The 12,433-nt window shown below is 40.9% G+C and carries 8 protein-coding genes; 3 read left to right on the top strand and 5 right to left on the bottom strand.

All coding sequences use genetic code 11. The annotated features are described in order from the left end of the window. Window positions 1-58: 58 nt before the first annotated feature. Window positions 59-844, bottom strand: a complete 786-nt coding sequence (locus tag AA637_RS10595) for an ABC transporter ATP-binding protein (RefSeq protein WP_446682727.1) — start codon at window positions 842-844, stop codon at window positions 59-61. Between the two features lie 152 nt (window positions 845-996). On the opposite strand from AA637_RS10595, the gene AA637_RS10590 reads away from it, so the two are divergent. Next, window positions 997-1,389: a gamma-glutamylcyclotransferase family protein gene (locus tag AA637_RS10590; RefSeq protein WP_446682726.1), complete on the top strand. Its 393-nt coding sequence runs from the start codon at window positions 997-999 to the stop codon at window positions 1,387-1,389. A gap of 88 nt (window positions 1,390-1,477) precedes the next feature. Then, window positions 1,478-2,134: an SIMPL domain-containing protein gene (locus tag AA637_RS10585; protein ID WP_446682725.1), complete on the top strand. Its 657-nt coding sequence runs from the start codon at window positions 1,478-1,480 to the stop codon at window positions 2,132-2,134. A gap of 101 nt (window positions 2,135-2,235) precedes the next feature. Here AA637_RS10585 and gltB read toward each other — a convergent pair whose 3' ends face one another. Further along, on the bottom strand, window positions 2,236-6,870 hold the full coding sequence (gene gltB, locus AA637_RS10580) for a glutamate synthase large subunit (RefSeq protein ID WP_446682724.1): 4,635 nt from the start codon (window positions 6,868-6,870) through the stop codon (window positions 2,236-2,238). A 368-nt stretch (window positions 6,871-7,238) separates the two neighbouring features. Here gltB and AA637_RS10575 point away from each other — a divergent pair, with 368 nt between their 5' ends. After that, window positions 7,239-7,871: a CPP1-like family protein gene (locus AA637_RS10575; RefSeq protein WP_446682723.1), complete on the top strand. Its 633-nt coding sequence runs from the start codon at window positions 7,239-7,241 to the stop codon at window positions 7,869-7,871. Between the two features lie 90 nt (window positions 7,872-7,961). Here the strand turns inward: AA637_RS10575 and AA637_RS10570 are convergent, their stop codons facing one another. The 3 genes from AA637_RS10570 to cysC form a co-directional block, all read right to left on the bottom strand. Next, window positions 7,962-10,709, bottom strand: a complete 2,748-nt coding sequence (locus tag AA637_RS10570; protein WP_446682722.1) for a cation-transporting P-type ATPase — start codon at window positions 10,707-10,709, stop codon at window positions 7,962-7,964. Between the two features lie 114 nt (window positions 10,710-10,823). Next, complete coding sequence (locus tag AA637_RS10565; protein WP_446682721.1) at window positions 10,824-11,570, bottom strand: TIGR00297 family protein; 747 nt, start codon at window positions 11,568-11,570, stop codon at window positions 10,824-10,826. 70 nt (window positions 11,571-11,640) lie between these two features. Then, entirely contained in the window at window positions 11,641-12,174 is a 534-nt protein-coding gene (cysC, locus tag AA637_RS10560) for an adenylyl-sulfate kinase (RefSeq protein WP_446682720.1), read from the bottom strand. Window positions 12,175-12,433 lie beyond the last annotated feature (259 nt).

Below are 12,433 nucleotides of genomic sequence, written 5' to 3'. Positions count from 1 at the left end.
ATGATTTTTGATTACTTGTCATTCTAAATTCTTCATTCTAAATTCTCCATTCCTTTCCCTATCCTCCTAAATATGCTTCTAAAACTTGTTCATTAGACTGGATAAATTCAGGGGTACCATCAGCTAAGTTTGCACCTTCTGCCAACACCCAAACATGGCTACACAAAGACATAATCACATCCATATTATGCTCAATAATTAAAAAAGAAATGCCCTGTTTATTCCATGTCACAATGTGTTCACAAATTTGATTAATCAGAGTAGGATTAACCCCCGCTGCTGGTTCATCTAATAAAATCAATTTAGGGTTAGTCATCAAAGTTCGAGCCATTTCTAATAATTTTCGCTGCCCCCCAGATAATGCCCCCGCATAATCATGGGCTTTTTCTAACAAGCCTACGGACTCCAAAATTGCGATCGCCTTTTCCTTGCTTTCCCTTTCCTGTTGTCTAATTTTATGAGGTTGCACAAAAACCCGCAGTAAATTTTCCCCTTTCTGAGTTTGACTTGCCAATAACATATTCTCCAGCACCGTCAACCGAGATAAAACCCTTGCCACCTGAAAAGTGCGAATAAAGCCTTTTCTTGCAATGCGATGGGGACTCACATTATTAATAACCTGTCCATCAAAAATAATTTTTCCCTCATCAGCCACCAAAAAATTAGAAAGAAGATTAAATAAAGTGCTTTTTCCAGCGCCATTAGGCCCAATCAACCCTGTAATAGTACCCCTATCAACTTGGATACTAGCCTTATCAACCGCCTTTAAACCACCAAAACTTTTAGATAGATTAGTAGCCTCCAAAATATAATCAGACTCATTGACTATCCGCCCTTGACTCATCAAAAAATCCCCTTTGCAAATCAGTAGGTAATCATTATATAGCAAAGCATCTATTGATATAGGTATTTTTCAAACTTTGTGGTTGATTTCTAAAAATCATTGGCTAATATGTAATGGATGAAATATGAGGAAACAAATTACACTAAAACAATATGAACGTTTTTGTTTACGGTACTCTCAAACCCCAAGAAGTAAATTACTATCTATACTGTGCACTGAAAACCATTAAAGAACAAAAATGCTGGACTCATGGAGATATATATTCTTTATCTTTAGGTTATCCAGCTATGATTAAAAGTGAAAATAAAGTAAAAGGATATTTGCTCACCTTTCCCGACTCATCACCATTAGAAAAAATAGACCAACTAGAAGGTTACCAAGAAAATAGAGAGCCTCATTGGAATGATTATCAAAGGGAAAAAGTAACCGTGTATGATCATAATAACAATCCGATAGATCAAGCATGGACTTATTTTATGAGCCAAGATAAGATCAACTTTTATAAAGGAATCTTAATCTTATCAGGGGAATGGAAAAGCCATTAAACCAACACCATAACAAACAAACCATAACATTATGTTTTTTATTCAACCCATAAACAAAACTCTTTTGTCTTTAGGTATTTCAACCCTAATGCTAACATCTCCAGTTATTGCTCAAGAACAAATAGTCAAAACTATCACAGTGACAGGGCAAGGAATCGAATCTATCCCCACCACCATCGCTACAGTGCAGATGGGAGTAGAAATAGAAGGGCAAAATCCAGCCCAAATTCAGCAAGAAGTGGCCCAACGTACTACCGCCTTACTGGAAATATTACGTTCTAACAATGTAGAAAAGCTACAGACTACAGGTATTCAACTACGTCCTAATTATAGATATGACGATAATCGCCGTCAGTTAGTTAACTATACTGCCACAAACTTAGTTAGCTTTGAAACAAGTATTGACCAAGTGGGTACTATTTTAGATGAAACCGTGAATGTTGGTGCTACACGTATCGATAGTGTTAGTTTTACCGCCACAGAAAACGCCATCAATCAAGCCCAAAGTCGAGCATTGCAAAAAGCCACCGATGATGCTCAAAGACAATCTCAGGCTGTCCTGGGTGCCTTAAACTTAACCCCTCAAGAAGTCATTACAATCAATATCAATGGGGCAAATACCCCTCGTCCTTTGATGATGGAAAGTATGAGCGACAGAGCGGCACTATCTAGCGCCCCTTCAACTCCTGTGGTAGCTGGCGAACAGGAAGTGAGGGCATCTGTTACCCTACAGATTAGATATTGAGAATAAAAAATGAAACTAGTTATTTCCCAAAGGCATTAAAGAGGGATTGTCTTTTTGTGAATGAAAAATAATCAGGGTGGACATTGCCCACCCCATTTAAATTACACCTGAGTTAACTCTTTTTGAGCCTTTACTTCAGGATTTTCCGCTTCCGAAGGAGGTACAACCTGCCAGAATTTGGGTAAATATTCTGACCAATTATCAAGGATTAATTGACCTTTTTTACTACCTGTTTTCTCTACATGATTAGTAACTAACTCTTTTAATTGAGCTTCTCCTTCTGGGGTAGATATGCGCTGAATAGAGACAATTTCAGGGTTAACCTTAGCTTCAAAATTGCCTTCTTCATCGAGGAAGTAACCTAAACCGCCAGTCATACCAGCGCCCACATTACGCCCAACACTACCGAGGACAACGATTAAGCCCCCTGTCATGTATTCACAACAGTGATCTCCTGCACCCTCAATTACGGCAGTAGCGTTGGAGTTACGCACCCCAAAACGCTCTCCTGCCCGTCCATTGGCGTACAACTCTCCCCCCGTGGCACCATATAAACAAGTATTACCTAGGATGACGTTTTCTGAAGCCTCAAAGGTGACATTGCTAGGAGGCACAATTACAATTTGTCCGCCGTTGATACCTTTACCTACATAGTCGTTGGCTTCCCCTTCGAGGTGAATGTTCATCCCTTGAACGTTGAAAGCACCAAAACTCTGTCCACAACTACCAGTGAAATTAAGGTTTAGTTGTCCTTTGAAGCCGTAATCGCCGTATTGTTTAGCAATTACTCCCGCAATTCTGGCACCCACGGAGCGATCAGTATTTATGATCTTAATCTCTTTGGTGACATTGCCATGATTACTAATGGCATCGGTAACGACACTATCAGCGAGGATTTCATCATCCAAAACATTCCCGTTGGTGTGGGTATCGCCATGGTTTAACCAATCACGGTTGGTTTTCACATCAGGGAGATTGGTTAAACAGTCTAATACCAAAGCCTTGGTTTTAGCCAGTTGGGCAGATTGACGATAGGTTAATAAGTCACCCCGTCCAATAATTTCGTTTAAGGTGCGATAGCCTAATTTAGCAAGGATAGAGCGCACTTCTTCCGCTACAAAGTAAAAGAAGTTAACCACATCTCCGGGTACTCCAGAAAAACGTTTACGTAGTCTTTCTTGTTGGGTGGCAACCCCCACAGGGCATTGGTTGGTATGGCAAACCCTCGCCATGATACAACCCTCGGCAATCATCGCAATGCTACCGAAACCATATTCTTCAGCGCCCATTAATGCCGCCATGATAATATCCCAACCAGTTTTTAAACCACCATCGGCACGGAGTAAGACGCGATCGCGCAGTTGATTTTCAACTAGGGTGCGGTGTACTTCTGTAACCCCCAATTCCCAAGGACATCCAGCGTGTTTGATGGAACTTAAGGGAGATGCACCCGTACCGCCATCATGGCCAGAAATTTGGATAACATCAGCGTTGGCTTTGGCTACCCCAGCGGCGATGGTACCGATACCGATTTCCGCTACCAATTTAACGGATACATTGGCAGTGGGGTTGATTTGGTGTAAGTCATGGATTAGCTGGGCTAAATCCTCAATGGAGTAGATGTCGTGGTGAGGAGGAGGAGAAATGAGGGTGACACCTGGTTTAGAACGACGTAACATGGCGATATATTCGCTCACTTTTTTCCCTGGTAACTGTCCTCCTTCCCCTGGTTTTGCACCCTGCGCCATTTTGATTTCGAGTTGTTGACCACTCATTAAATATTCAGGGGTGACTCCAAAACGTCCAGAGGCAATTTGTTTGATGGCGGAGGCGGCGCGATCGCCCTTTTTCAACCCATGAAGGTGGGGGAATAAAGCACTTTTACCCTCTCCATCTACTTCATCAATGATATTGTAACGGTTAGGATCCTCCCCTCCTTCTCCAGAGTTAGATTTTCCACCGATACGGTTCATGGCGATCGCAAGGGTTTCATGGGCTTCTTGGCTCAATGCCCCCAAGGACATACCCCCCGTACAAAAACGTTTTACAATGTCCTCTACAGACTCCACCTCATCAATAGAGATAGAATCTCGGTCAGAGTTAAACTCTAGTAAATCACGCAATGCAGTTACGGGGCGCTGTTGTAAATAATTACTGTACCAGTCATAGTGATCATATCCCTCCTGAGTACCATAGGTAGATACCGCCTTATGCAAAGACTTCGCCATTTCAGGGGAGTTCATGTGATACTCACCGCCTTTTTTGTAGTTGATATAACCGTAGTTTTCCAACTTCTTGGCTTGTAACTCAGGGAAGGCTTTTTGATGGAAACAAATTACCTCATTCGCTACCTCCGCCAAGTTTAAACCACCCACACGGCTAGTGGTACCCTTAAACGCCAACTCAATGACATCAGCACCCAAACCGATACACTCAAAAATCTGAGCGCCATGGTAGGAAGCCAAGAGAGAAATTCCCATCTTAGAAAGGATTTTGAACAATCCAGCTTCCACGGATTTACGATAACGATTAAGGGCTTCTACCTCAGAAATCTTTTCGATTTTTTCATTGTTCATCAACTTCTGAGTTTTGCTGTCGTGCCACCAACTAGAAATAGTTTGTAAAGTGAGATAAGGACATACCGCCGAAGCCCCAAAGCCTACCAGACAAGCGTAATGGTGGGTACTCCAACACTGAGCCGTATCTACCACCAAAGAAGTGTTAAGGCGTAATCCTTCTTTAATTAAATGTTGATGCACTGCACCTACCGCCAACAGAGGGGGAATATAGGAAGTGTCTGCACCAATTCCAACCTTATTAACTGGGGTGCGATCGCTCAGTACAATTACCTGATGACCTTCATTAACAGCCTCTGTAGCTTGATCACATAATCTTTCCAAAGCAGATTTTAAACCGTCAGGGCCATCAGTGATAGGGAGAAGAGTAGATAATTCAACCGTAGCCAAATCAGACTTTTTGATAAACTCTAAATCCGACTCCGACAACACAGGAGAATCAATCACCAAAGTATGGGCATTTTCTGGCTCGATGTGGAGTAAATTACCCCTTTTCCCTAGGTGCATCTCCAAAGACATGACCAAATTTTCCCGTAAAGGATCAATAGGGGGGTTAGTTACCTGAGCAAAACGCTGTTTAAAGTAGTCATACAACAAACGAGACTTATCAGATAACACCGCCAAAGGAATATCGTCACCCATACAGAAAGTAGGCTCTTTTCCATCCCTTGCCATGGCAGTAATGATCATTTCTACGTCCTCTTGGGTATAACCAAAAGCCGTCTGCAACTGTACCAAATCTGTTCCCCCATTATTAAGGGAGGTTAGGAGCGCTCCTTCCCCTGTGGTTTCAAATGCTTTTCTATCAAGATGTAAACGATACTCTTTCAACCATTGCCCATAGGGTTTTTGAGAAGCGATTTCCTGTTTGATTTCCCAGTTTTTGAGGAGCTTATTATTTTCTAAATCCACCACAATCATTTGACCAGGGCCAAGCTTACCTTTTTCGATAATTTCTGATTCATCTAAATCAACCACCCCAGCCTCTGAACCTACCACCACATATCCATCCTTAGTGATAGCATAACGGGCAGGACGCAAACCATTACGATCTAAACAAGCCCCTACGGTTTTTCCTTCACTAAACGCCAATAAAGCAGGCCCATCCCAAGGCTCTTTTAACCCCGCATAGTAATGGTAAAAGTCGAGAATTTCGGGATATTTTTCCAAGTCAGGTTGATTTTCGTAGGCTTCAGGCACCAGAATCATGAGAGCTTCGGGAATACTACGCCCTGTACGCACCAATAATTCGAGAGAACTATCAAGGTTATAAGAGTCACTGTTATTCATGTTCACAATGGGGGTGACACCTTCAAACTCTTCTTTTGTCCACCCTGGAAGTTCTAAATTTGCTTCCCGTACGCTCATCCAGTTAATGTTACCAATGAGGGTGTTAATTTCCCCGTTATGTCCTAATACTCGCATGGGTTGAGCAAAGGGCCATTTGGGTACAGTATTGGTACTAAAACGACGGTGATATACTGCAAAACGACTTTCGTAGGCGGGGTTACTTAAATCTCCATAGAATGTTTCTAATACATCCCCTTGTACCAAGCCTTTATAAACAATGGTACGACAGGAGAAAGAACAAATATAAAAATTATCACTTAATTTCTTACCAACACGGGAACGCGCAACGTATAAACGACGATCTAATTCATCCCCTTTATAATGTTTTGTGCCAGAAGTAACGATGATTTGCTCAATGCGGGGTTGATTTTCCTTCGCCTGTTCTCCTAATACATCAGAATTAACGGGAACTTCTCTCCATCCTAAGGTTTTGAGGCTTTCTACCTCTACCATTTCCTCTACAAATTTACGCCCTTCTTGCGCTTCCTTCTCATCTTGGGGTAAAAAGACCATTCCCACCCCCCACTCTTCGGCAGGAGGCATTTCAATATTATTTTCATCAAACCATGTCTTAAAAATTGCTACGGGAATCCCTGTTAAAATCCCTGAACCATCCCCTGTTTGTCTATCAGCGCCACATCCTCCCCTGTGTTCCATACAGGCTAAACCTTTTAACGCATCTTTTACTAATTTATGGGATTTACGATTATCTTGGTAGGCAATAAAACCTACACCACAAGCATCTCTTTCTTCTACTAGCCAAGGTTGTCCTTGAAATGGTGTTAAATTGCTATTATTGTAGTCGTTCATTATATATTGACCTTATACGCTTAGATTCGTTATATTACTTCATGATGGTTATCATAATTTAGCACTTTTGTAAGACAGGGCTTTACCTTACTCAATAACCATGGTGATATATTCTTACTATTATAAAGAATTGTTAAGGCTTTTTTAGGTTTTGTTATCAATATTTTACTTATTCGAGGAATCATCGGAAAAAAATAGAGTTTGAGTCCTAAATAATTGATCAAAAAAACCTCTATTCTTGTTGTTATCGAACTTTTCCTCTTAAATCAATTGAGCAATTGAGACTATAATAGGATTTGATTAAGATAAATAATATAAAAATTCAACCAATAAAGTATAGTTAATTAGGTTAGGAGGACAAAGCGAAAATGAGTGATTTGAGTCCCTATGACACCCTTGGAGTGGAAGAATCGGCGTCTTTTGAAGAAATCCAGAGGGCAAAAGAAATTTTGTTGACAGAGAATGAGGGCAATGCTCAAATCAGGGATGATGTGGAAATAGCTTATGATGCCATAATTATGGATCGATTGAAGTTGAGGCAGGAAGGAAAGATTAAGGTGCCTGAACAAATTCGATTTCCTGAGAAGGTAGTGGAGACAAAAAAATCCCCTATTTCTTTTAATTATTCCAAAAATAAAAGTCAATCCCCTAATTGGTTAACTGATTTACTTGATCAACCTTCGATGCAGGAGTTGAGTATTAGTGGTTTAATTTTCTTGGGCTTAATTTTGCTTAGTGTGTTTAGCCAAGATTCTCAAATTTTACCTTTGTTGTTAACCTTTGGTTTGGGAACAAGTTTCTTTTTTGTGTTTAGAAAGAGTAAGGCTTTTTGGCGCTCGGTGGGGGTTAGCTTTTTTGGTTTTGTGATTGCTATTTCTGTGAGTAGCTTATTGGCTACGGTGGTGGCTAATTCTGGATTGAGTTTAGGTTTTTCTAGTGATCAATTTGTGAGTCTATTAACTTTTTCTTTTTTGTGGTTATCGGCTAATTTTACTCGTTAGTTTTAGGGTTTGGGGCAAGGGGTTTAAACCCCTTGTTAAAGAGATAGTTCCCAATCTAATTGATGATAGTGGGCAATGCTCCCCTAACCATTAGTTTTGAGCTGGTGAGCGATGAGGGGGATAAAATTTGTTGACGATTAGGGCAACGGGTATCATGGGTAGTACGGGTATTAAGCAGATTAACCACTGGGTTAGGTCAAGGGGTGCTGTACGGAAAAGGGTATTCATAAAGGGAACTTGACTAAAAACAATTTGTAAAACGACTGCCCCAATGATGCCGTAGGAGATGGCGGAGGCGTTGCCTAGGGAGATGTTTTGTCCTTTTAATTTAGCGATCAAGGAGTTACCTAGTTCGCTGACACTGATGAGGTAGATAATTCGGGCTAAAACGAGGGCTTGGATTGCCATGGTACGGGCGATCGCCAAGGAGTTGTCAGCATCACTGTAGTAGTCTTGTGCCCATTCAAACATCCCAAAAATGAGAATCCAGTTAAAGGCGGAGATTGCCAAAACCCGTTTAAGTAAATTACCCGAAAGTAACCCTTCATTGGGATCTCTGGGAGGACGTTTCATGGTGTCAGGGGATTTCGGCTCAAAGGCGAGGGGTACTGTCATGGTGACGGAGTTGATCATATTTAGCCATAATACTTGTAAGGAAAGAATGGGCAAATCTCTGGCGAGTAATGCACTAATAAGGATAGTCATAGATTCTCCCCCGTTGACGGGAAGGAGGAAAGCAATGGCTTTTTTGAGGTTTTGATATACTGTGCGCCCTTCTTCCACGGCGGCCTCGATGGAGGCAAAATTATCGTCCGTGAGGAGCATATCCGATGATTCCCTTGCCACATCGGTTCCTGCTTTGCCCATGGCGATGCCGATTTGGGCTTGTTTGAGGGCGGGGGCATCATTGACTCCATCCCCTGTCATGGCGACGATTTCCCCCTGAGATTGGAGAATTTCCACCAGTTGTAATTTTTGTTCGGGGGCAACTCTTGCAAATACGGAACCGTCAATGACCGCTTGTTCTTGTTCATGGGGTTCCATTTTGGAAATTTGTTTCCCTTCAAAACTGAGTAGATTACCGTTTTTGTTGATGCCAAGACGATGGGCGATCGCAGTGGCGGTGGCAATGTGATCCCCTGTAATCATTTTTACCTGTATTCCTGCATCCTGACAGGCATGGACAGCGGCGATCGCCTCGGCGCGGGGAGGATCAATCATACCCTGTAAACCGATGAAAATAAGCTCTTTCTCAAGGTCATCATGGTCGATGGAATGTTGATGGTCGGGGGCTACCTTACGGGCAAAAGCCAATACCCTTAAACCTTTTGATGCCATGGCTTCCACCTGTTCGAAGATAGCAGTGCGATCGAGATCAACAATCCGCCCTTCGAGATCATAGGCTTGGGTACAACGTTCTAGCATTTTTTCCACCGAACCCTTAACATAAATAACTCTGGGGGTATCGGGATGATGTTCGCTAGTATCATGGAGAGTCGCCATATATTGATAATCCGACTCAAAAGGAATGGAATCAAGACGAGAAAAAGTATTATTGAAATGGGATTGACTATAACCCGCCTTAGAAGCAACGGTAATTAAAGCTCCCTCCGTAGGGTCTCCTATCACAATTTTATACTTATCCTTACGCTTAAGTTGAGAATCATTACACAGTAAACCACACATCAAACATTCTTGGAGTGCAAAAGGTAAATCTTTAATAATTTCCTCCCCTCTTTGAATTTCACCCTTAGAGCTATACCCACCCCCACTAACCTCATAATTTTCTTGCCCTACATAAATTTCCTGTACCGTCATCTGGTTTTCAGTCAAAGTACCCGTTTTATCTGAGCAAATAACGGTAGCCCCTCCCAAAGTCTCCACCGCAGGTAATTTTCTGACGATCGCATTTCTAGCCGCCATACGATTTACCCCAATAGCCAAAGTAATGGTTACTACTGCTGGTAAACCTTCAGGAATAGCACTTACTGCTAAAGCCACCGCAGCCTCAAACATCTCCTCGGGAGGCTCTCCTCGCCCAATGCCGACGAAAAAGGTAAAACTAGCCAAGGCAAGGATGATGTATAACAAGACACGGCTAAACTCAGCAAATTTTCGGGTTAAAGGAGTCATCAAATTAACGCTTTTGTCCATGGATTGGGAGATTTTACCCACTTCCGTATCCTTCGCCGTTGCCACCACTAAGCCCATACCCTGCCCAAAAGTAACAAAAGTTCCTGCATAGGCCATGTTGATTCTATCGGCTAGGGGCGTATCTGAGGGCAAAATTTCGAGGTTTTTTTGGACGGGTACCGATTCCCCTGTCAAGGCTGATTCATCTACCTGTAAGTTACGAATATCTAATAGTCTCACATCAGCGGGTACTTTATCCCCCGACATTAATTGTACTAAATCCCCCGGCACTAAATCCTTTGAGGGTAAACGAATTTTTTGTCCTTCTCTAAATACCGTGGCTTCGGTGGTGACAGATTTAGACAAAGAGTTGATGGCGCCTTCTGCCTTGGCTTCTTGCACATAGCCGATAATAGCGTTAATCAAAGTGACACCCCAAATCACCCAAGCATTCGTCCAAGAGCCTAAAAAAGCCTTAATAGTTCCTGCAATGATGAGGATATATAGTAAGGGTTGATTAAACTGTAAGATAAATTTCAGCCATTGGGGCTTCCCAGCTTTTGCTTCTAGCTGATTATATCCATATGTTCTATAACGGTTTGCCACTTCTTCTGGGGTTAAGCCTTGCTCTAAATCCGTAGCAAAAATAGTACCCAATTCATGGTCAGGTACATCATGATAGGTATTCTTGGTAATAGAACTCATATTGTCACCAAATATAGATATTATTGAACCTATTCTATATGAGTCATGAAGTGATGAGCGGATGAGGATATAAAAGTAAAAGTTAACTATTAATTATCCATTTTTAATTATCAATTATTGAATATATCCAAGGGCGATCGCCACTATAGCCCCCACAAAGGTATTAATAATATTCACCACCTCATTAGTTAACCAATCAAAATTATCCTGAAAAGTAGCTCCCACCACACTTTCAAAATTTGTCGCCACAAAAGCCGAAATGACACATATCAAAATTCCCATAACACTAATCAAACCCAACACATAAGCCAGAAAAGCAATAACTACACTAGCCAAAACCCCTGCTAAAGTACCCTCAAGACTAACAGCCCCCTCCGTACCCCTTGGCACAGCCTTAAAAGTAGTAATCAAAAAAGTCCGCTTACCGTAAGCCTTTCCCACCTCCGAAGCACAAGTATCCGATAACTTAGTCGCAAAACTCCCCACATAACCCAAAACCATTAATGGTTGCCATACAGGAGAAATAAAAAAATAACCAAAGGCGCAAAAAGTCGCAATTAAAGCACTACCCCACACATTTTCAGGGCCCCTTACCCCATCCCTTTTTTCCGCAATACCTTGCTCTTGTTTTTCCTTCATGCCAATACGAGTTACACTAGAGCCGACAAAAAAGTAAAACAAAACGACCACATAACCCTGCCAATTTAGACAACCCCAAACAATAACCCCCAACAACCAAGCATTCAGATAACCAGCCACCGTTAAGAGTTTTTTCGGCAAGATAAAAGCCAAGCTGATTAACACCGTATTAATAGCAATACCCACTAACCAAGGATTTGACCAATCAAAATTGATACTCATCTTAAACTCTCCCATTCAGGTTGTTTATTTGAACAAAAAAAGGTGGGCATTACCCACCTAAAAGGAATTATTAATCAGCTAAATAACCTAAGTCCTTTAGCCCTTGTAAAACTTTATTAACACTCTCATCCAATTCCTCTAAATCTGTTCTACACTCAATTTCAGGATTTAAAGGAGCCTCATAAGGATCACTGATACCAGTAAACATTTTAATTTCCCCAGATCTCGCTTTTTTATATAAACCTTTTACATCCCTTTCCTCACAGGTAGCAAGGGGGGCATTTACAAATACTTCCACAAAATTACCAATTTTGCCTTTAACTTCTTCCCTCAATTCACGATAAGGAGAAATAGCCGAGACAATTACAATTACACCATTACGAGTCAAAAGGTTAGACACAAAACCAATACGACGAATATTCTCGTCTCTATCTTCCTTACTAAAACCTAATCCCTTGGTTAAATTTGTACGTACAATATCACCATCAAGAACCTCTAGTTTATAACCTGCATCCTTAAGTTTTTGTGCTACTACTTGGCTAATGGTGGTTTTTCCTGCACCACTAAGCCCTGTAAACCAAACTGTTACGCCTTTATGCTCCATTACTTTATTAATTTATTAATTTTTATAGTCAATTTTTGCTTAATGTATTCTACAGGGTGTGTTAACAATTGACAATGAATAATTGATAATTGATAATTAAAATACGTTGAATTATTCTTATTATTTTATATTTAATTTATATTTTGTAATAAATATTTTATGATTAATATAAAGCTATATTTTAGATTATATATTTATTTTATTGCTATCCTAAATATAATAAAAATATGTATAATAAATTAATATATTTTAATTGCAA

Origin of the sequence: Cyanobacterium sp. HL-69, assembly GCA_002813895.1 — a bacterium.
Taxonomy (GTDB): Bacteria; Cyanobacteriota; Cyanobacteriia; order Cyanobacteriales; family Cyanobacteriaceae; genus Cyanobacterium.
The sequence above is the reverse complement of the archived record's forward strand: the minus strand, read 5'-3'. Positions and strand labels throughout refer to the sequence as shown.

Coding starts and splice junctions, on each gene's coding strand:
- AA637_RS10595 (WP_446682727.1), bottom strand. CDS start 844: ATGAGTCAAGGGCGGATAGTCAATGAGTCTGATTATATTTTGGAGGCT.
- AA637_RS10590 (WP_446682726.1), top strand. CDS start 997: ATGAACGTTTTTGTTTACGGTACTCTCAAACCCCAAGAAGTAAATTAC.
- AA637_RS10585 (WP_446682725.1), top strand. CDS start 1,478: ATGCTAACATCTCCAGTTATTGCTCAAGAACAAATAGTCAAAACTATC.
- gltB (WP_446682724.1), bottom strand. CDS start 6,870: ATGAACGACTACAATAATAGCAATTTAACACCATTTCAAGGACAACCT.
- AA637_RS10575 (WP_446682723.1), top strand. CDS start 7,239: ATGAGTGATTTGAGTCCCTATGACACCCTTGGAGTGGAAGAATCGGCG.
- AA637_RS10570 (WP_446682722.1), bottom strand. CDS start 10,709: ATGAGTTCTATTACCAAGAATACCTATCATGATGTACCTGACCATGAA.
- AA637_RS10565 (WP_446682721.1), bottom strand. CDS start 11,570: ATGAGTATCAATTTTGATTGGTCAAATCCTTGGTTAGTGGGTATTGCT.
- cysC (WP_446682720.1), bottom strand. CDS start 12,174: ATGGAGCATAAAGGCGTAACAGTTTGGTTTACAGGGCTTAGTGGTGCA.